The sequence below is a fragment of the Herbiconiux liangxiaofengii genome (assembly GCF_041927335.1).
Lineage (GTDB): Bacteria > Actinomycetota > Actinomycetes > Actinomycetales > Microbacteriaceae > Herbiconiux > Herbiconiux liangxiaofengii.
In genome coordinates, this window is sequence record NZ_JBHFHD010000009.1 from 182,507 (window position 1) to 201,985 (window position 19,479).

Annotated in this window: 15 protein-coding genes; 11 read left to right on the forward strand and 4 right to left on the reverse strand. The window is 69.2% G+C overall.

What is annotated here, in order from left to right; all coding sequences use genetic code 11:
• Nucleotides 1-119: 119 nt before the first annotated feature.
• Genes ACEXOR_RS09705 through ACEXOR_RS09715 form a run of 3 tightly spaced genes read left to right on the forward strand, consistent with a single transcriptional unit; the run spans nt 120 to nt 3,530 of the window.
• Complete coding sequence (locus ACEXOR_RS09705) at nt 120-1,421, forward strand: RNA polymerase sigma factor (RefSeq protein ID WP_374849404.1); 1,302 nt, start codon at nt 120-122, stop codon at nt 1,419-1,421.
• A 4-nt stretch (nt 1,422-1,425) separates the two neighbouring features.
• Nucleotides 1,426-2,763 carry a MurT ligase domain-containing protein gene (locus ACEXOR_RS09710; protein WP_374849406.1) on the forward strand — a complete coding sequence of 446 codons (1,338 nt, stop codon included), beginning with the start codon at nt 1,426-1,428 and terminating at the stop codon, nt 2,761-2,763.
• A gap of 2 nt (nt 2,764-2,765) precedes the next feature.
• Nucleotides 2,766-3,530: a type 1 glutamine amidotransferase gene (locus tag ACEXOR_RS09715; protein ID WP_374849407.1), complete on the forward strand. Its 765-nt coding sequence runs from the start codon at nt 2,766-2,768 to the stop codon at nt 3,528-3,530.
• A 74-nt stretch (nt 3,531-3,604) separates the two neighbouring features.
• Here ACEXOR_RS09715 and ACEXOR_RS09720 read toward each other — a convergent pair whose 3' ends face one another.
• Complete coding sequence (locus tag ACEXOR_RS09720) at nt 3,605-5,692, reverse strand: DNA gyrase/topoisomerase IV subunit B (RefSeq protein WP_374849408.1); 2,088 nt, start codon at nt 5,690-5,692, stop codon at nt 3,605-3,607.
• Between the two features lie 222 nt (nt 5,693-5,914).
• Between ACEXOR_RS09720 and ACEXOR_RS09725 the strand changes: the two genes are divergently transcribed.
• Entirely contained in the window at nt 5,915-6,142 is a 228-nt protein-coding gene (locus ACEXOR_RS09725; protein WP_374849409.1) for a DUF7455 domain-containing protein, read from the forward strand.
• Between the two features lie 15 nt (nt 6,143-6,157).
• Here ACEXOR_RS09725 and ACEXOR_RS09730 read toward each other — a convergent pair whose 3' ends face one another.
• Nucleotides 6,158-8,638 (reverse strand): DNA gyrase/topoisomerase IV subunit A, encoded by a 2,481-nt coding sequence (locus ACEXOR_RS09730; protein WP_374849411.1) that lies wholly within the window; start codon nt 8,636-8,638, stop codon nt 6,158-6,160.
• A 77-nt stretch (nt 8,639-8,715) separates the two neighbouring features.
• Between ACEXOR_RS09730 and ACEXOR_RS09735 the strand changes: the two genes are divergently transcribed.
• The gene (locus ACEXOR_RS09735; protein WP_374849412.1) at nt 8,716-9,873 is read left to right on the forward strand and encodes an alkaline phosphatase family protein; all 1,158 of its coding nucleotides are present in this window, start codon (nt 8,716-8,718) and stop codon (nt 9,871-9,873) included.
• A gap of 69 nt (nt 9,874-9,942) precedes the next feature.
• On the opposite strand, the gene sepH is transcribed toward ACEXOR_RS09735, so the two are convergent.
• Nucleotides 9,943-11,142 (reverse strand): septation protein SepH, encoded by a 1,200-nt coding sequence (sepH, locus tag ACEXOR_RS09740; RefSeq protein WP_374849413.1) that lies wholly within the window; start codon nt 11,140-11,142, stop codon nt 9,943-9,945.
• A gap of 201 nt (nt 11,143-11,343) precedes the next feature.
• On the opposite strand from sepH, the gene ACEXOR_RS09745 reads away from it, so the two are divergent.
• The gene (locus ACEXOR_RS09745) at nt 11,344-11,637 is read left to right on the forward strand and encodes a DUF4193 domain-containing protein (RefSeq protein ID WP_066038695.1); all 294 of its coding nucleotides are present in this window, start codon (nt 11,344-11,346) and stop codon (nt 11,635-11,637) included.
• A gap of 21 nt (nt 11,638-11,658) precedes the next feature.
• Here the strand turns inward: ACEXOR_RS09745 and ACEXOR_RS09750 are convergent, their stop codons facing one another.
• The gene (locus ACEXOR_RS09750; RefSeq protein WP_374849415.1) at nt 11,659-12,105 is read right to left on the reverse strand and encodes a DUF3093 domain-containing protein; all 447 of its coding nucleotides are present in this window, start codon (nt 12,103-12,105) and stop codon (nt 11,659-11,661) included.
• A gap of 67 nt (nt 12,106-12,172) precedes the next feature.
• Here ACEXOR_RS09750 and dut point away from each other — a divergent pair, with 67 nt between their 5' ends.
• From dut to acnA, 5 genes are all read left to right on the forward strand, one after another.
• Nucleotides 12,173-12,631, forward strand: coding sequence for a dUTP diphosphatase (dut, locus tag ACEXOR_RS09755; RefSeq protein WP_374849416.1), 459 nt, complete (start codon nt 12,173-12,175; stop codon nt 12,629-12,631).
• Nucleotides 12,628-13,305: a DUF3710 domain-containing protein gene (locus ACEXOR_RS09760; RefSeq protein ID WP_374849418.1), complete on the forward strand. Its 678-nt coding sequence runs from the start codon at nt 12,628-12,630 to the stop codon at nt 13,303-13,305. Before dut ends, ACEXOR_RS09760 begins: the two co-directional genes overlap by 4 nt.
• A gap of 7 nt (nt 13,306-13,312) precedes the next feature.
• Nucleotides 13,313-14,035, forward strand: a complete 723-nt coding sequence (locus ACEXOR_RS09765; protein ID WP_374849419.1) for a DUF3159 domain-containing protein — start codon at nt 13,313-13,315, stop codon at nt 14,033-14,035.
• Nucleotides 14,035-16,437 carry an HAD-IC family P-type ATPase gene (locus tag ACEXOR_RS09770; RefSeq protein ID WP_374849421.1) on the forward strand — a complete coding sequence of 801 codons (2,403 nt, stop codon included), beginning with the start codon at nt 14,035-14,037 and terminating at the stop codon, nt 16,435-16,437. The genes ACEXOR_RS09765 and ACEXOR_RS09770 overlap by 1 nt, the downstream gene beginning before the upstream one ends.
• Nucleotides 16,438-16,590: 153 nt before the next feature.
• Nucleotides 16,591-19,407, forward strand: a complete 2,817-nt coding sequence (acnA, locus tag ACEXOR_RS09775) for an aconitate hydratase AcnA (protein WP_374849422.1) — start codon at nt 16,591-16,593, stop codon at nt 19,405-19,407.
• Nucleotides 19,408-19,479 lie beyond the last annotated feature (72 nt).

Genomic DNA, 19,479 nt, shown 5'->3' on the forward strand with positions numbered 1-19,479 from the left:
TGCGAACTACCGGCACTTGACATGGGTCTTAGTAATGTCCAAAAACATCTTCACACGGTGGCCTCTTGCCGGGAGCCACGAGCTCGATCGGCCCTCCGTGTGGCGTGAAAGGTGAACTAATGGCCACCCCGAAGTCCGCAGACACCCTCGAGAAGGCGACGACGCCCGACGAGGAGAAGAAGGTCGCCACCGCGGCCAAGCGGCCCGCCGCCAAGAAGGCCGCCGCCAAGCCGAAGACCGCTGCCAAGGCAGCTCCCAAGCGCGCCACGAAGGCCAAGGCCTCCGACGACGACCAGGCCGAGGAGGCCGGGCCCGACGACGAGGCCGAGGTCGAGGAGGTCGACGAGACCGAGGTGGTGGTCGTCGACGACGACACCGAGACGGCCGAGGGCGACGACGACAAGACGGCCAAGCCCGCTGCCGCCGAAGAGGCGCTGCCCACAGGTGCCCTCGTGCTCTCCCTCGTCGACGACGAGGACGAGGTGCCGGTCTACTCCTCCACCATCACGGGCGCCACCGCCGACCCGGTGAAGGACTACCTTAAGCAGATCGGCAAGGTCGCGCTCCTGAACGCGGCCGAAGAGGTCGAGCTCGCCATGCGCATCGAGGCGGGCCTGTTCGCCGAAGACAAGCTGGCGAACACCGAGAACATGACCCCGCAGCTCAAGCGCGAGCTGCAGTGGGTGGCGAAAGACGGCCAGCGTGCCAAGAGCCACCTGCTCGGCGCGAACCTGCGCCTCGTGGTCTCGCTCGCGAAGCGGTACACGGGTCGCGGGATGCAGTTCCTCGACCTGATCCAGGAGGGCAACCTCGGCCTCATCCGTGCGGTCGAGAAGTTCGACTACACCAAGGGCTTCAAGTTCTCCACCTACGCCACCTGGTGGATCCGTCAGGCGATCACGCGTGCGATGGCCGACCAGGCGCGCACCATCCGCATCCCGGTTCACATGGTGGAGGTCATCAACAAGCTGGCCCGCGTGCAGCGCCAGATGCTGCAGGATCTGGGTCGCGAACCCACGCCCGAGGAGCTCAGCCGCGAGCTCGACATGACGCCCGAGAAGGTCGTCGAGGTGCAGAAGTACGGTCGCGAGCCCATCTCGCTGCACACGCCCCTCGGTGAAGACGGCGACAGCGAGTTCGGCGACCTGATCGAAGACACCGAAGCGGTCGTCCCGGCCGACGCCGTGGGCTTCACGATGCTGCAGAAGCAGCTGGAGTCGCTGCTCGACTCGCTCTCCGAGCGCGAGGCCGGCGTCATCCGGATGCGCTTCGGACTCGGCGACGGCATGCCGAAGACCCTCGACCAGATCGGCGACACCTTCGGCGTCACGCGCGAGCGCATCCGCCAGATCGAGTCGAAGACGATGGCGAAGCTGCGCCACCCGTCGCGATCGCAGTCGCTCCGCGACTACCTCGAGTAAACCGGTGACCCTCCGAACGACGGCGGCCGTTCTCGTCGGCCGCGCCGTCCGGGTCGCCGCGCGCCTGCGCGGCGGCGGTTCCGCCATCCCGGGCAACATCGCGCTGCGCATCGATCCCGACTTCCTCGAGCGCACCATCGCATCGATCCCCGACGGTGTCGTGGCGGTCTCGGGCTCGAACGGCAAGTCGACCACCACGAACATGCTGGCGGCCATCATCCGGGCGCACGGCCTGAAGGTGTTCACGAACCCGTCGGGCGGCAACCTTCCCCAGGGCATCGCCTCGGCGTTGCTCTCGGAGGTGACGGCGAACGGAAAGCTCGACGCCGACATCGCGATCCTCGAGGTCGACGAGGGCTACGGCACCCGGTTGGCCGAGCTGCTCAAGCCCAAGACGGTTCTGCTGCTGAACATCCAGATCGACCAGCTCAACCGCTACCACGAGCCCGACCGCGTCGCCGCGATGCTCGGCCGGGTCGCGGCCGCCTCCACCGAGGGGCTCATCCTCAACCGGGAGGACAACTTCCTGGTCGATCTCGACACCCGCATTCCCGCGAACCCAGGCCGAGCCGTGTCGTTCTTCGGCGGCATCCCGGCCCTGGTCGAACCCGCCAGTCACGGGGTGGCCTCCGCCGATCGCTTCGGTGACGCGGCGGCACTGCCCGGTTCGCGTCCCGCCGCGGTCGAGGTGATCTCCCTCACGGGCAACCGCGCCACGCTGGCCATCGACGTGACCCGCTCGAACACCGCTCCGGATGCCGGAGCCGCCGATGCGGTGCGCACCGAGATCGAGGTCAAGCTCCCGTCGCGCGGCCTGCACTACGCGCTCGATGCGGCCGGAGCCACGGCGACGGCGTTGAGCGTGCTGGGCGACCGCTTCCGCCCCGAGCTCGTGAGCCAGGCGCTGGACTCGCTGGCCACCGTGTACGGCCGGGGCGAGCTGCTCGTGGTCGACGGGGAGCAGATCGAGATCATCATGATGAAGAACCCGGCGAGCCTGCAGCTGAACCTCGACTCGCTCGAGGCCGCGCCGGAGCAGGTGTTCCTCGCCGTCGACGAGGGTACGCCCGACCCGTCGTGGATCTACGACATCGACTTCTCGGCCCTCGACCACGTCGACGGCATCACCGGATCGAAGGCGTGGCAGTTCGCCGTGCGCTTCGGGTACCTCGGCATTCCCGTGGGATCGGTCGATCTCGACGTGCGGGCCGCTCTCAAGGCGTTCCTCGCCCTGCCCAAGCCCGCCAGCGGACACAAGGTGATGATCCTGAACTACGAACAGATGATGGGCATCCGCAAGATCCTGGGCTTCAAAGAGCTCGAGGGCGGGGGAGCGGCGTGAACGTGGCGGCAGCGCCCAGCGCGCGACTTCGCATCCTGCACCTGTTCCCGCGCCTGCTCGGCCTGAACGGCGAGAGCGGCAACGTGGAGATCCTGCGGCTGAGGGCCGAGGCGAGAGGGCTGCCGGTGGAGGTCGTCACCTACGACGGCGACGTCGACAGCGCGGTGGTGGGCCGGTTCGAGGATGCGGATCTGGTGTTCATCGGCAGCGGGCCGGTCTCGGCGCAGCTGCTCGCGCATCCGCTCGTTCTCGCGATCGCCGAGCGGCTTCAGGCGTTGGCCGACGACGGCCGGCCCTTCCTGGCCGTGGGCGCCGGCTTCCAGCTGCTCGGGCAGACCATCGCGCTCGAGTCGGGGGAGGTGCTCGAGGGCGCCGGCGTGTTCCCCGTGGCCACCCGGCACGGCGGCACACGCGTGGTGGGCGACTTCGTGCTGGAGTCGCCGCGCATCGGCCCCGTCGTGGGGTTCGAGAACCGCGGCTCGTTCGTCGACGTCGGCCCGCACGGCACTCTGGGTCGCGTGGTGTACGGCCGTGGCAACACCGAGACACCGGGCGAGGAGGGGTTCTGGGAGGACAACCTGCTCGGCACCCACATGCACGGCCCGGTGCTCGCCAACAACCCGGCCCTCGCCGACTCGCTGCTCGACACCGCGCGCCTTCGCCGGGGCCTGGACTACACCGATCCCACACCGGAGTCGCTTCGCCTCATCGACGAGCGCGCCCGCAACGCGCGTGCCACGATCGCCGCGGGCCCGCTCAGCGAGTAGAGCACTCGTCGAGTTGCGCCGAATCGCCCTCTGGCGGAGCCTAAAGGGGCGATTCGACGCAACTCGACGAGAGGTCAGACGTCGATGCGGTCGCGTGAGAGGCGGTCGGAGCCCTGGATGATGAACTCCTTGCGCGGCGGCACCTCGTCGCCCATCAGCAGTTCGAACATCCGCTCGGCGGCCGCGGCGTCGGAGACGTTCACCCGCCGCAGGGTGCGGTACCGCTTGTCCATCGTGGTCGACGCCAGCTGGTCGGCATCCATCTCGCCGAGGCCCTTGTAGCGCTGGATCGGGTCTTGGTAGCGGCGGTTCGACTTCTTCAACTGCGCCAGCACGCCGTTCAGCTCGGCCTCGGAGTAGGTGTAGATGGTCTCGTTCGGTTTGGAACCGGGGTTGATCGCCACGACGCGGTGCAGCGGGGGAACGGCCGCGTAGACCCGGCCGTCTTCGATCAGCGGTCGCATGTAGCGGAAGAACAGGGTGAGCAGCAGCGTGCGGATGTGCGCGCCGTCGACGTCGGCGTCGCTCATCAGGATGATCTTGCCGTAGCGGGCCGCCGGCAGGTCGAACGAGCGGCCTGAACCAGCACCGATCACCTGGATGATCGACGCGCACTCCGCGTTGGAGAGCATGTCGGCGATGGACGCCTTCTGCACGTTCAGGATCTTTCCGCGGATGGGCAGCAGCGCCTGGAACTCGCTGTTGCGCGCGAGTTTCGCGGTGCCGAGCGCCGAATCGCCCTCCACGATGAAGAGCTCGCTGTTGGTGACGTCCGATGACCGGCAGTCGACCAGTTTCGCGGGCAGGGTTGAGGACTCCAGCGCGTTCTTGCGGCGCTGGGTCTCCTTGTGGGCGCGGGCCGAGATGCGCGACTTCATCTCGGCCACGACCTTGTCGAGCACGAGCGAAGCCTGTGTCTTGTCGTCGCGCTTGGTCGACGAGAAGCGTTCGGCGAGACCCTTCGTCACGACCTGCGACACGATGGCGCGCACGGCCGGGGTGCCGAGCACTTCCTTGGTCTGGCCCTCGAACTGCGGCTCGGGCAGCCGCACGGTGAGCACGGCGGTGAGGCCGGCGAGCACGTCGTCCTTCTCGAGCTTGTCGTTGCCCACCTTGAGCCGGCGGGCGTTCGCCTCCACCGTCTGCCGCAGGAACTTCAGCAGCCCGGTCTCGAAGCCGGCCTGGTGCGTGCCGCCCTTCGGCGTGGAGATGATGTTCACGAAGCTGCGGAACTCGGTGTCATAGCCGATTCCCCAGCGCAGGGCGAGGTCCACCTCGACCTCGCGCCGGAGCTCGGTGGGCAGCATGGCACCCGATTCCGACAGCACCGGCACGGTCTCGGTGAAGCCGCCGGTGCCCTGGATGCGCCAGGTCTCCGTGACCGGGGCATCGGCGGCGAGGTGCTCCACGAACTCGGAGATGCCCCCGTCGAAGCGGAACGACTCGCGGCGGGGTTCCTCGCCGCGCTCGTCGTCGATCTCGATGCCGAGGCCGGGAACGAGGAACGCGGTCTGCCGGGCCCGCACCACGAGGTCGTCGGTCTGGAACTCGGCGCCCTTCGTGAAGATCTGCCGGTCGGCCCAGTAGCGCACCCGGGTGCCGGTGACGCCCTTCTTCACCTTGCCCACCACGCGCAGTTCGCTCTGCTTCTCGAACGGCGTGAACGGCGCATCCGGGCTCGGCTCACCGCCGCGGTCGTCGAAGATGCCGGGCTCGCCCCGGTGGAACGACATCGCCCAGGTCTTGCCGTCGCGGTCGACCTCCACGTCGAGGCGCTCAGAGAGGGCGTTCACCACCGACGCCCCCACGCCGTGCAGACCGCCGGATGCCGCATACGACCCCGAGCCGAACTTGCCGCCGGCGTGCAGCTTCGTGAACACCACCTCGACACCGCTCAGCCCTGTCTTGGGCTCGATGTCGACCGGGATGCCGCGGGCCGTGTCGCGCACCTCGACGCTGCCGTCGGCACGCAACACGATGTCGATCGACGTGCCGTGCCCTCCGAGCGCCTCGTCGACCGCGTTGTCGATGATCTCCCAGAGGCAGTGCATGAGCCCGCGCGAGTCGGTGGAGCCGATGTACATTCCGGGGCGTTTGCGAACGGCCTCGAGTCCTTCGAGCACCGACAGGTGCCGGGCTGAGTAGTCGGACGGTGCGGCCACCGGTTCTCCTTCGCGTTCGGGCGGAGCAGTCGAACGGCTCCTTTTTCAAGGCTAACGGCTCGCACCGGGCCCGCCGCCGCGCCACACCCGGCCTCGGGACAGCCTGTCCATTCGCCGTACGCGCACAGCGAAACACACCCGATTCGCGTCGTCACCTCCCGGAACAGTGCTTTGATTGCAACACCACCCAGAGAACGTTCGAGCCGTTAGAAGGAGCAGAAGATGCAGTCAGTTGCAGACACCGGCGCTGTTTCCGATCTCGAGAACGCGTACCAGCTCACGACGGCCGACCGTTGTGACAGCTGTGGCGCCCAGGCCTACATCCGAGTCGACATGCCGTCGGGCGGTGAGCTGCTCTTCTGCGCCCACCACGGCCGCAAGTACCAGGAGAAGCTCTCCCAGGTCGCGACCGGATGGCACGACGAGTCGGCGAAGCTGCTCTCCGAGTAGCCGCCCGGCCGGCCGCTAGCCGGCTGAGCGTGCCGATCCGATCGATCCCACGACGCCGCCCAGACCCACTCCCGACGCATCGCGTCGGGCCCCGACCTCGGGGAGGGTCCGGGCGGCGCCGTCGTTCGCCACGGCGAGCGCAGGCGCCGGCCCGGCCCAGGCCACAGTGAGCACGTCTTTGCCCTTCAGGAAGCGGTGGGCGCGCACTCCGCCGGTGGCCCGGCCCTTGGGCGGGAACTCGGCGAAGTCCGACACCTTGCCCGTGCCGGGATCGGTGCCCGCGAGCGTTCCGGTGCTGCCGGCGATCGTGACGACCACGGCGTCGCCCGTGTCGGGCACCGAGCCGAACCAGATCACACTGGCCCCTGAACCGAGGTTGATGCCCGCCATGCCGCCGGCGGAGACTCCCTGCGGCCGCACGCTCGCCTGGAAGAAGCGCAGCAGCTGCGCATCCGAGGTGATGAAGACGAGCTCGTCGTCCTCGGAGTGCTGGGCGATGCCCACCACCCGGTCGCCGGGCTTGAGCGCGATGACCTCGAAGTCGGGTTTGGCGGGGTAGCCGCCCGCGGTCACGCGCTTGACGACGCCCTGGGCGGTGCCGAGGGCGATCGGCACCGCGGAGGTGAGCGACACCAGGCCTACGATCCTCTCCCGCTTGGCGTCGATGCCGAGGTAGTCGTTCACCCGCACGCCTGCACCGAGCTGCACGGAGCTGACCGGCACCGAGGGGAGGTCGAGCACAGGCATCCGGATCAGGCGGCCGGTGTCGGTGATCGCCCCCACCTCGGAGCGGCGCGTGGTCTCGACCTCGCTGCGGATGGCGTCGTGCTTGCTGCGGCGCTGAGCCACGGCGGGCGGCGACACGGCGGGGCCATCGCCCTCGACGCTCTCGTCGCGGTCGACCCGCAGCACGCGGCCGGTGGTGCTGAGGTAGACCACGCAGGGTGCGTCGGCCACCTCGAGCACGGGCTGGGCCCGGCGGCCGCTGCCGGCGGCCTGGGGCCGGGCCTCGGTGAGGAGGGTGCGGCGCGGGGTGCCGAACTTCTCGGCCACCTCGTCGAGCTCGGTGGACACGGCCCGGCGGATGAGGGCCGGGTCGGCCAGCAGCGCTTCGAGCTCGGCGATCTCCTGGCGCAGCCGGTCGCGTTCGGCCTCGAGCTCGATGCGTGAGAACTTGGTGAGGCGGCGCAGCCGCAGCTCGAGGATGTACTCGGCCTGCAGCAGGCTGAGCTCGAACACCTCGATCAGGCGGCCCCGTGCCTCCTCTCCGTCGTCGCTGGTGCGGATGACCTGGATGACCTCGTCGATGTCGAGGATGGCGATCAGGAGGCCCTCGACCAGATGCAGGCGCTCGCGCCGGCGGTCGAGGCGGAACCGGGTGCGCCTGGTCACCACGTCGATGCGGTGGTTGATGTAGACGATCAGCAGGTCGCGGAGGCCGAGGGTCAGCGGCCCACCGTCGACCAGCGCCACGTTGTTGATGTTGAAGCCGTCTTCCAGCGGCGTGAGCTTGTAGAGCTGCTCCAGCACCGCCTCGGGGTCGAAGCCGGTCTTGATGCCGATCACGAGGCGCAGGCCGTGCGTGCGGTCGGTGAGGTCGGTGACGTCGCTGATGCCCTGGATCTTCTTGGCGGTCACGCCGTCTTTGATCTTGGCGATCACCTTCTCGGGCCCCACCAGGTACGGCAGCTCGGTGACCACGAGGCCCACCTTGCGCGCCGTGAGGTTCTCGACCGAGACCTTGGCCCTGGTCTTGAAGGCGCCGCGCCCCGTCTCGTAGGCGTCCCGGATGCCGGCGAGCCCCACGATGGTGCCCCCGCCCGGCAGATCGGGCCCGGGGATGAACGACATCAGTTCGTCCAGCGTCGCCTCGGGATGCTCGAGCAGGTACCGCGCGCCGGCCACCACTTCGATCAGGTTGTGCGGGGCCATGTTGGTGGCCATGCCCACGGCGATGCCGGTGGTTCCGTTGACGAGCAGATTCGGGATGGCCGAGGGCAGTACATCGGGCTGGGTGAGCTGATTGTCGTAGTTCGGCACGAAGTCGACGACGTCTTCGTCGAGGCCCTCCACCATGGCCATGGCCGACGAGTCGAGCCGGGCCTCGGTGTACCGGGAGGCGGCGGGCCCGTCGTCGAGCGAGCCGAAGTTGCCGTGACCGTCGATGAGCGGAACGCGCATCGTCCACGACTGGGCGAGCCGCACCAGCGCGTCGTAGATGGCGGTGTCGCCGTGCGGGTGCAGCTTGCCCATCACCTCGCCCACCACGCGGGCGCTCTTCACATGGCCGCGGTCGGGGCGCAGGCCCATGTCGCTCATCATGTACAGGATGCGGCGCTGCACGGGCTTCAGGCCGTCGCGCGCATCCGGCAGGGCGCGGGAGTAGATGACGGAGTACGCGTACTCCAGGAACGAGTCCTGCATCTCCGTCGAGACGTCGACGTCGAGGATCTTCTCTACGCCCGTGTCGGTGGGATCGTTCTTCGCTGCTGTCATTGAGTGGTTTCTCGAGGTGCTGCGCGGGGTGCCCTGGTGCGAGGGTGCGAGCGGGGTCGTGTGCCAGAATTGGCCGAATGGTGACCATGCTACCGACGCGTGCGGCCTCGGAGCTGACGCTGGCCGACGTGTTGCCCAGTTGCGCCGAGTCGCTCTCCGGCCGCCCGAACCGCCTCGATCTGCCGCCGGCCTCCCGGGTTCTCGTCGTGCTGGTCGACGGGCTGGGCACCTCGTCGCTCCGGGCCCGGGCCGGTCACGCCCGTGCGCTGGTCGCCACGCTCACCAAGCGGTCGAGCATCGTGAGCGGCTTTCCCACCACGACCGCGGCCGCTCTCACCTCCCTCACCACCGGCAGCCGGCCCGGTCAACACGGGATCGTCGGCTACACGGCGCTCGTACCGGCGGCCGGCGGCGTGGTGAACCAGCTCTCGGGCTGGTCGGACCTGATGCCGCCCACGGTGTGGCAGCGGCGCGACACCGTGTTCGAGAAGCTCCGGCGAGGCGGCATCCCGTCCAACGTCGTCGGGCCCGCCAAGTACAGCGACTCCGGCCTCACCCAGGCCATCCTCCGGGGGGCCGAGTACGTGACCGGGGCGACGATCGACGATCGCTTCGACGCGGCACGGCGCCTGTTCGACCAGGGCGGTTCCCGGCTGGTGTACCTGTACGTACCCGAACTCGATCAACTGGCCCACGCGCGCGGCTGGGAGTCCGATCGCTGGCTCGCGACCCTCGAGACGCTGGATGCGGCGTACGCCGGGTTCGTGGCGGGCCTCCGACCCGGCGAAGGGATGCTGCTCACCGCCGACCACGGGGTGATCGACGTACCGGCGGCCGACCACGTGATCTTCGGTGGAGTCCCCGACCTCGTCGACGGTGTCGCCCATGTCGGAGGCGATCCGCGCTGCCTGCAGCTGTACCTGGAGCCCGGACTCACGGCGGGCGGCCCGGCGGCCGCCGATCGCCTCGCGGAGGCCTGGCGGGCCGCTGAGGGCTCACGGGCCTGGATAGCCACGCGCGACGAGGCGGTGGAAGCCGGCTGGTTCGGGGCCGAGGTCGACCCCGTGGTGCTGCCGCGCATCGGCGACGTGCTCGTGGCCGCCCGCAAGCGGGTCGCGTACTACGACGGCCGTGACGGCGACACGACCGGGCAGTCGATGATCGGCCAGCACGGCTCGATCACCGACGAGGAGACGATGGTGCCGCTGCTCAGAGCCGGGGCCTACGCCCGCTGAGCCGGCGGTCGCCGGGTCTCAGTGGGGCTGTTCCGGTGTTCCGGCCGCACCGGTCGGGCCGTTCGAACGTCAGGCCGGGTCGTCGTCGCTGCGGGCGCCGAACACGATCTCGTCCCAGCTCGGCATCGCCGCGCGCTGACGCTTCGTCTTCGCGCTGCTGCCGGAACCGTGACCGCCGGAGCCTTGGCTCCCCGAGCCGTGGCCGTCGCGGGAGCCCGCCGCACCGCCGAACTCGGCGTCCAGGCCCTCGAGAGGGGTGTCGGGGCTCTCCAGTCCGAACGGCTCGATCGACGCCGGCTCGGTGCTGATCGGGCGCGGTCCGCCGAAGACGGGGTGCTCCTCGGTCGCCTGCGGCTCGAAGGCCGCCGCCTCGCGTTCGCCCCGGCGTCGCCGGAGGGCCTCCAGCAGGTCGGCCGTCTGGTTGTGATCGCCCGACTCCGAGTCGTCGGATCGCTTGACCGCGAAGGCGTCGAAGGGCCGGTTGTCCGCGCGGCCGGAGGCGTCACGCGACGGGTCGCGGAGCAGGCGGCTCGCGCCGACCACCGTGGTCGGCGTCTCGGGCGCGGCCGGGGGAGTCGATGACTCGCCCGCATCCGTCGTCTCGGTGGTATCGGTGGCGGGGTCGATCGTCGCGAAGGCGCCGCTGTCGAAGCGGTCGCTCTCGCCGGTGGCCGACACGGCGCGGAGCCTCGGGATGAGGCCCTCGGTGAGTTCGCCGTGGCGGGAGAGGGTGGTGGCCTCGTTGTTCAAAGGAGTGAGCACATGGCGCTTGGGGTCGAACTGCCAGCGGGCGTCGTGCTCGATCTCGCGGGAGGTGAAGGTGAGCTTCACGATCCAGCCCGACTCGTCCTTCCAGCTGGCCCAGCGCACGTCGCGGGCGTCGAGGCCGTCCAGACGCTCCTGCAGGGCGTCGCCGAACGTGGTGAGCGGCTCCTCGCCGAGCGGGTCGGCGGGGGAGGTGGGCTGCACGGGTACGCGCAGCGCCTGCTCGACCATGAACTGGCGTTCGGCGAGCACGGGGCCCTCGAAGCGCTCCACGTACTCGACGTCGGCGCCGGTGAGCTCGGCGACCTCGATGGCCGACAGGCCCGCCCGGATGTGGGTCTGGATCTCGCGCGGCGAGACCTTCTTTCCGCTCTGGGCGGACGCGATGCTCTGCCGCAGCCGGGATTGCAGCACGTCGTCGATGACGATGCGGAAACGCTCGCCGCCGTCGCTCGAGACGATCAACGCCCCGTTCTCGACTCCGATTACCGTCAGATCCTGCATAACGAAAGGCCTCCAGAGGTCACTGTTCGCTGACAGGATGCCACGGCCAAAGCCCTGGACCGGGGAATGTTCCGGGCGCGCCGGAAGTTGATGGCGGCGTGAGTATTCACTGCTCACTCGACGGTTTGCTATTCGAGCATCAATGATGCAAACTAACGCCGCCGATTTGGTTAAACGGCTGTATTCAAGAAGTGGATGGGCATGGCGACTGATTACGACGCACCGCGCAAGACCGACGACGATTCCGACTCGATCGAAGCGCTGAAGGAGCGAGTTCCGGACAAGATGTCCGGCGTCGTAGATGTCGATGACGCCGACAATCCTGGTGGCTTCGAGCTGCCGGGCGCAGACCTCTCCGACCTCGATCTGGATGTCGTCGTCCTGCCTCCGCAGGCCGACGAGTTCACCTGCGTGAGCTGCTTCCTGGTGAAGCACCGCTCGCAGATCGATCACGAGGAGAAGCTGGGCGCGATCTGCGTGGAGTGCGCCTCCTAAGAGGCCCTCGACGCGACGCGCTCAGCGCACCGTCACCGCATCGATGAGATCGCCGGGACGCCGGGTCGACACCAGCCAGTACGGTGTCGGATCCAGCGGATCGGCGATTCGCATTTTAACCACCGGCCCCACCCAGCCACGGATGCAGAGGTAGGCCCTGGCATCCAGCCGCGGACCGCGCTCGGCCGTGGCGTCGTCGCCCTCGTGAGCCGTGCATCCGCTGAGAAGATCGAGGTCGATCGTGGCCCGGCCGACCCGCAGGCGCCCGCCGGACACCTCGATCACGGGTGACGTGGCGAAGAGCACCCCCAGCACGCCGGCGTAGAGCACTACGCCCACCAGGATTCCCACGAGGATGCCCGGCACCGCGGTGATCGGTGCGAACACGAGGATGCTGGCGGGGATGACGAGCGCCGTGACCACGAAGACCCAGGGCGACGGGGTGAGGCGTTCCCGATAGAGCGACATGCTCCTATTCGATCATTCTTTGCCCGGCCGCTCCGACACGGCGCCCCCCATGCCCTAGCCTCGACTCGTGACTTCCACCGTCGAGATCCTGATCACCGCCGAACGGCCTCCCGAGTACGCGCACCCGGGCGACGCCGGGGCCGACCTCCATTCCGCCGAGGCGTTCACGCTGGCTCCGGGTGAGCGCCGCCTGGTGGGCACCGGGGTGTCGATCGCACTGCCCGACGGCTTCGCGGCCTTCGTGGTGCCGCGGTCGGGCCTCGCGGCCAAGCACGGCATCACCATCGTCAATTCACCCGGAACCGTGGATGCGGGCTACCGCGGCGAGATCAAGGTGGCGCTTCTGAACACCGACAGCGCAGTGCCGTACGATATCGCCGTCGGCGACAGAATCGCGCAACTGATCGTGATGCCGGTGACTCGAGCCGTGTTCGTGCCCGTCGAGACGCTCCCCGGGAGCGATCGGGGCCAGGGCGGCTTCGGATCGACCGGATACTCGTCGCCCACGAACGGAAACCAGTCATGACCGACAACGAACTCGTGCCAGAAGACCAGACCGACGGCGAGCTGGAGACCACGGCCGACGACGCGGCCGAGGTGGTCGACCGCGACGCCAAGTCCGGCCCGGTCGATCGGGCCACCGAGGGCCCCTTCGACGCCGCCGAAGCGAACCCCGCCCGCCCCTACGTCGACCTGGGCGGGCTCAAGATCCTGCCGCGCGAGGGCCTGCACCTCCGCCTCGAGGTGGAGGAGGGCACCAACCGCGTCGTCGCGGTGGGCCTCGACTACGCCGGATCGACCCTGCAGGTGCAGGCGTTCGCCGCTCCGCGATCCACCGGGCTCTGGCACGAGATCCGCGAGCAGATCGAAGACCAGATCCTCAAGCAGGGCGGCAAGAGCACGGCGCAGGTCGGCCCGTTCGGGCCCGAGCTCGTCGCCGGGGTGCCGGCCACGGCGCCCGACGGCACGCAGGGAATGCGGATCGCCCGGTTCATCGGGGTCGACGGTCCGCGCTGGCTGCTGCGCGGTGTGATCGCCGGCGAGGCGGTGCAGAACGCCACCGCGAAGGCGGCGATCGAGGAACTGTTCCGCAGCGTCGTCGTGGTGCGGGGCAACCAGCCGATGCCGCCGCGCGACCTCATCCCGCTCAGCATCCCGAAGACCGCGGCCTCGGGCGGGGCCGCCCCCGCCGCCGGCTGAACCGCCGATGACGAACGACGAGCGGCCGCCCACCTTCCACGAGGCCTTCGCGCAGGCCGCCCGCAACGCGGGGATCGGCCAGGTGAAGCCCGGTGAGACGCCGTCCGGGTCGTCGCTGTTGCGCGCCATCGGCGGCGTGCGCGGTCTGATCGAGTCGATCCTGCCCGGGCTGGCCTTCCTGGTGCTCTACACCTTCACCAAAGACCTGGTGCTCGCCGTGGTGGCGCCGGTGGCCGTGTCGGTGCTGTTCGTGATCGTCCGGCTGGTGAGCCGGAGCGCACCGATGCCCGCCATCGCGGGCCTGCTCGGCGTGGGGATCTCGGCGGCGCTGGCCCTGTTCACCGGGCGGGCTGAGGACAACTTCCTGGTGGGCATCCTGATCAACAGCGTGTGTCTCGTGGTGCTGCTGGTGTCGCTGATCGTGCGGAGGCCCCTCATCGGCGTGATCGTCGGCCTGCTCGCGAACGACCCTGCCGGCTACCGCACCGACCCGGCCAAGGGCCGGGTGGTGCTGGTGGCCACCTGGTGCTGGGTGGGGCTGTTCGCCGCCCGCTTGCTGTTCGAGCTGCCCCTCTACTTCGCGGGCGAGACCACCTGGCTCGGTTCGGTAAAGCTCATCATGGGCGTTCCGTTGTACGCGGGCCTGCTCTGGGTGACCTGGCTGCTCGTCCGGGCGGCCTACGCCAAGCCCGCCGGCGAGGCTCCTGCCGCAGAACCGACCGTGCCCTAGTGGCGGCGCCGGGGGAGCCGACGACGCGGGGGGTCGCGTCGGGACTGAGCGCCGAGGAGGTCGCCGAGCGCGTCGCCCGCGGCCAGGTGAACGTGCAGGACTCCTCGCTGTCGCGTTCGGTGGGCAGCATCCTGAGGGAGAACGTGCTCACGTTCTTCAACGGCATCCTCACCGTGTGCTTCGTGGCCGTGCTGCTGCTCGGCGACCTCGGCGACGGGCTGTTCTTCGGCATCGTGGTGGTGAACTCGCTGATCGGCATCGTTCAGGAGCTGCGCGCCAAACGGAGTCTCGAGAAGCTGGCGCTGCTGTCGGCCCCCGAGACGGCGGTGCGGCGCTCCGGCGAGGTCGTGGTGATCCGGCCCGAGCAGATCGTGCTCGACGACCTGATGCTGCTGCGCCCCGGCGACCAGATCACGGCCGACGCCACCCTGGGCAGCGCGAGCGACCTGCTGGTCGACGAGTCGATGCTCACAGGGGAGTCGGAGCCCGTGGCCAAGCACGAGGGCGACCCGGTGCTCTCCGGGTCGCTCGTGGTCTCCGGCACGGCCGACGCCACCGTCACCGCGGTGGGGGCCGATTCCTACGCCAACACGCTCACGCGTGAGATCAAGCGGCACTCGGTGGTGTACTCCGAGCTGCGGGCCGCCACCACGCGCATCCTGGTGTACCTCACCTGGCTGTTGCTGCCGGTGATCGCCGTGGTGGTGATCGGGCGCGTCATCGCCTACAGCGGCGACGGCACCACCCTCGAGGACTACCGGCAGGCCGGTATCGACACCGTGGCGGCCGTGGTGGGCATGATCCCGGAGGGTCTGGTGCTGCTCACCAGCCTCGCCTTCGGGGTGGCCGTCATCCAGCTCGGCCGGCAGAAGGTGCTTGTGCAGGAGCTCGCTGCCGTGGAGGTGCTGGCGCGGGTCGACGTGCTCTGCCTCGACAAGACCGGCACCCTCACCACCGGGGAGATCGGCTTCGAGCGCCTGGTGAGCATCGAGCCGGCCGCTGGAGCGCCGCCCATCGGCGACGGCGAGATCGACACCGTGCTCGGCCTGATCGCCCACGACGTGGCCGCGAACCAGACGGCCCTCGCCCTGCGCACGCACTTCGCCGACGACGGCAGCGCGGTGCTCGAGCGGCTGCCCTTCAACTCCCGCCGCGCCTTCAGCGCCGTGACGCTCGACCGCGGCGCGGGGCCAGAGACCTGGCTGCTCGGCGCGCCCGAACGCCTGCTCGACGGGTTTCCGGATGCGCTTGCGTCTGCTCAGGAGATCGCCTCCGGTGGTCGCCGGGCACTCGCCCTCGGTCGTGGTGACGGCCTGGCCGGCGACTACTCCGATCGCGCCACTCCCGGGCCGGGATTCCAGCCGGCCGCCATCGCGGTGTTCCACGAGTCGGTGCGCGCGGATGCCCGCCCCACCCTGGATTACTTCGACGAGCAGGGTGTGCGCGTAGTGGTGCTCTCGGGCGACAACCCCGTGACCGTGGGGGCGATCGCGGGCGAGCTCGGCCTGCCGGGCGAGGCCCTCGACGCGACGACCCTGGTGGCCGACGAGCAGCTCGCCTCGGCCCTGGCGACCACGCGGGTGTTCGGCAGGGTGGCACCGGAGCAGAAGCGTCGGGTGGTGCATCAGCTGCAGGCCGAGGGTCACACGGTGGCCATGACGGGTGACGGGGTGAACGACGCCATGGCGGTGAAGGACGCCGATCTGGGCATCGCCATGGGCAACGCCACCCCCGCCACCCGAGCGGTCTCCCGCATCGTGCTGCTGGAGGGCCGGTTCGACCGGCTGCCGACCGTGCTCGACTACGCGCGCCGGGTGATCGCGAACGTGGAGCGGGTGTCGAACCTCTTCCTCACCAAGACGGTGTACGGCATCGTGCTCGCCCTCGTGGTGGCGGTGCTGCTCTGGCGCTTCCCGTTCCTGCCCCGGCAGATGACGCTGGTGTCGACGCTGGCCATCGGCATCCCGTCGTTCTTCCTCGCGCTGGCGCCGAACCGCCGGCGCTACCGGCCGGGGGTGCTCAGGCGCATCCTGAGCTTCTCCGTGCCGGCGGGACTCATCGCCTCGGCGGCCGTGGTGGCCTCGTTCGCCTGGCTCAGCGACTGGCTGCCGCTCGCTGAGGCGCGCAGTCTCGTGACCGTGACGCTGTTCATCGTGTCGCTCTGGGTGCTGAGCGTGCTGGCCCGCCCGTTCTCCCGGGCCCGGTTGGTGCTGATCGGCTCGGTGACGCTCGCCTTCGCGCTGGCGTTCGTGGTGCCGCTCGCCCGCGACTTCTTCGCCCTCGAGGTGCCGGGGCTGCCGGGCCTCGGTGTCGCCGTGGGGGTCGGGGCCGCCGGCGCACTGGGCATCGAGCTCTGGTACCGGTTCGCGCGCTCCAAGGGCCTCGTGTCCGACCGGGAATGACGCCGCCCGGGGTGCTATATTTATCTTGACGTCAAGATAAATCAATCAGGTGTGAACGAGCATCCGGGGCCTGCTGCGGTTAGGTTCCCCTTGCTAGCCAGCACCCCTCTCGGGCACGAAGATTGTGCGTGAGTCAGCGAAGGTGAGGTCGACGTGTCGGCAGTCAACAGTTTCGGTTCGAAAGACACCCTGAAGGTCGGTGACACCTCCTACGAGGTGTTCCGCATCGACCAGGTGCCGGGCCACGAGAAGCTCCCGTTCAGCCTCAAGGTGCTGCTGGAGAACCTCCTCCGCACCGAAGACGGTGCGAACATCACGGCGGAGCACATCAACGCCCTCGGCGGCTGGGTTCCCACGGCGGAGCCCGACACCGAGATCCAGTTCACGCCCTCGCGCGTGGTGATGCAGGACTTCACCGGCGTGCCCTGCATCGTCGACCTCGCCACCATGCGCGAGGCCGTCAGCAGCCTCGGCGGAGACCCGTCGAAGATCAACCCGCTGGCTCCCGCCGAGCTGGTCATCGACCACTCGGTCATCGCCGACCTCTTCGGCTCCGAGAACGCCCTCGAGCGCAACGTCGAGATCGAGTACGAGCGCAACGGCGAGCGGTACCAGTTCCTGCGCTGGGGTCAGACGGCCTTCGACGACTTCAAGGTCGTGCCGCCCGGAACCGGCATCGTGCACCAGGTGAACATCGAGTACCTGGCGCGCATCACGTACACCCGAGAGGTGGGCGGAGTCCTCCGCGCCTACCCCGACACCTGTGTCGGCACCGACTCGCACACCACGATGGTCAACGGCCTGGGCGTGCTGGGCTGGGGCGTGGGCGGCATCGAGGCCGAGGCGGCCATGCTCGGCCAGCCGGTCTCCATGCTCATCCCGAAGGTGGTGGGCTTCAAGCTCTCGGGCTCCATCCCCGCCGGCGTCACCGCCACCGACGTGGTGCTCACCATCACCGAGATGGTGCGCAAGCACGGGGTCGTGGGCAAGTTCGTGGAGTTCTACGGCGAGGGCGTCGGCCAGGTGCCGCTCGCGAACCGCGCCACCATCGGCAACATGAGCCCCGAGTTCGGCTCCACCGCCGCCATGTTCCCCATCGACGACGTCACGCTCGACTACCTGCGGCTCACCGGCCGCAGCGAGGAGCAGATCGCGCTCGTCGAGGCCTACTCGAAGCTGCAGAAGCTCTGGCACGACCCCTCGGTCGAGCCCACCTTCAGCGAGTACCTCGAGCTCGACCTCAGCACCGTGGTGCCCTCGATCTCGGGCCCGAAGCGTCCGCAGGACCGGGTGGAGCTGTCGGTCGCCAAGAGCACCTTCGTGCGCGACCTGGCCGACTACGCCACCCAGGACCTCTCGCGCGTCGACGCCGCGGTGGAGGATACCTTCCCGGCCTCCGACCCGATCGGCTTCACCCCGCAGGACGAGGACACCGCGCACGAGGTCTCGCACTCCCACGTGAGCCACGCGCCCGGCGATCTCTCCAAGCCCACCGCGGTGACCACCGCATCCGGTGACAACTACCTGCTCGACCACGGAGCCGTGGCTGTGGCCGCCATCACCTCCTGCACCAACACGTCGAACCCGAGCGTGATGCTCGCGGCCGGTCTGCTGGCCCGCAACGCCAACAAGCTGGGCCTGAAGTCGAAGCCGTGGGTGAAGACCACGCTCGCTCCGGGCTCGAAGGTGGTGACCGACTACTACGCCAAGGCCGGTCTCACCGACGACCTCGAGGCCCTCGGCTTCTACACGGTGGGCTACGGATGCACGGTGTGCATCGGCAACACCGGTCCGCTGATCGACGAGGTGAGCGCCGCCATCAACGACAACGACCTCGCCGTCACCGCCGTGCTCTCGGGCAACCGCAACTTCGAGGGCCGCATCTCGCCCGACGTGAAGATGAACTACCTGGCGTCGCCGCCGCTGGTCATCGCGTACGCGCTGGCCGGGTCGATGAACTTCGACTTCGAGGTCGACGCGCTCGGTCAGGACTCCGAGGGCAACGACGTGTTCCTGCGCGACATCTGGCCCGACGCGGCCGAGGTGCAGGCCACGATCGACTCGTCGATCGACACCGAGATGTTCACCCACGAGTACGCGAGCGTGTTCGAGGGCGATGAGCGCTGGCGTTCGCTGCCGACGCCGACCGGCCCCACCTTCGAGTGGGATGCCGAGTCGACCTACGTGCGGAAGCCCCCGTACTTCGACGGCATGACCATCGAGACCACGCCGGTCACCGACATCCGCGGCGCCCGTGTGCTGGCCAAGCTCGGCGACTCGGTCACCACCGACCACATCAGCCCGGCCGGCAACATCAAGGCCGACAGCCCCGCGGGCCGCTACCTCGACGAGCACGGTGTCGACCGCAAGGACTACAACTCCTACGGCTCGCGCCGCGGCAACCACGAGGTGATGATCCGCGGCACGTTCGCGAACATCCGCCTGAAGAACCAGCTGCTGGACGGCGTGGAGGGCGGCTACACCCGCGACTTCACCCAGGAGGGCGGCCCGCAGTCGTTCATCTACGACGCGTCGCAGAACTACCAGGCCGCGGGCACTCCGCTCGTGATCTTCGGCGGCAAGGAGTACGGCTCCGGCTCGTCGCGCGACTGGGCGGCCAAGGGCACGTCGCTGCTCGGCGTGAAGGCCGTGATCGTGGAGAGCTTCGAGCGCATCCACCGGTCGAACCTGATCGGGATGGGCGTGGTTCCGCTGCAGTTCCCCGCGGGGGAGAGCTGGGCGTCGCTCGGTCTCGACGGCACCGAGGTGGTGACCATTGAGGGCATCGAGAAGCTGAACGAGGGCGTCACCCCGAAGACGGTGCGGGTCACCGCGGCTCCGAGCGAGTCGTCGGCTCCCGGCAAGGAGACCGTCGAGTTCGATGCCGTGGTGCGCATCGACACGCCCGGTGAGGCCGACTACTACCGCAACGGCGGCATCCTGCAGTACGTGCTGCGCAGCCTGGTCTGAGCCGTGTCGTCCGAAGCGGTGGGGAGCGGATCTGCTCTCCGCCGCTTCGTTCGTCGTGCGGCGTAGACTGCG

Coding starts and splice junctions, on each gene's coding strand:
- ACEXOR_RS09705 (WP_374849404.1), top strand. CDS start 120: ATGGCCACCCCGAAGTCCGCAGACACCCTCGAGAAGGCGACGACGCCC.
- ACEXOR_RS09725 (WP_374849409.1), top strand. CDS start 5,915: ATGCAGTCAGTTGCAGACACCGGCGCTGTTTCCGATCTCGAGAACGCG.
- ACEXOR_RS09730 (WP_374849411.1), bottom strand. CDS start 8,638: ATGACAGCAGCGAAGAACGATCCCACCGACACGGGCGTAGAGAAGATC.
- ACEXOR_RS09735 (WP_374849412.1), top strand. CDS start 8,716: ATGGTGACCATGCTACCGACGCGTGCGGCCTCGGAGCTGACGCTGGCC.
- sepH (WP_374849413.1), bottom strand. CDS start 11,142: ATGCAGGATCTGACGGTAATCGGAGTCGAGAACGGGGCGTTGATCGTC.
- ACEXOR_RS09745 (WP_066038695.1), top strand. CDS start 11,344: ATGGCGACTGATTACGACGCACCGCGCAAGACCGACGACGATTCCGAC.
- ACEXOR_RS09750 (WP_374849415.1), bottom strand. CDS start 12,105: ATGTCGCTCTATCGGGAACGCCTCACCCCGTCGCCCTGGGTCTTCGTG.
- ACEXOR_RS09760 (WP_374849418.1), top strand. CDS start 12,628: ATGACCGACAACGAACTCGTGCCAGAAGACCAGACCGACGGCGAGCTG.
- ACEXOR_RS09765 (WP_374849419.1), top strand. CDS start 13,313: ATGACGAACGACGAGCGGCCGCCCACCTTCCACGAGGCCTTCGCGCAG.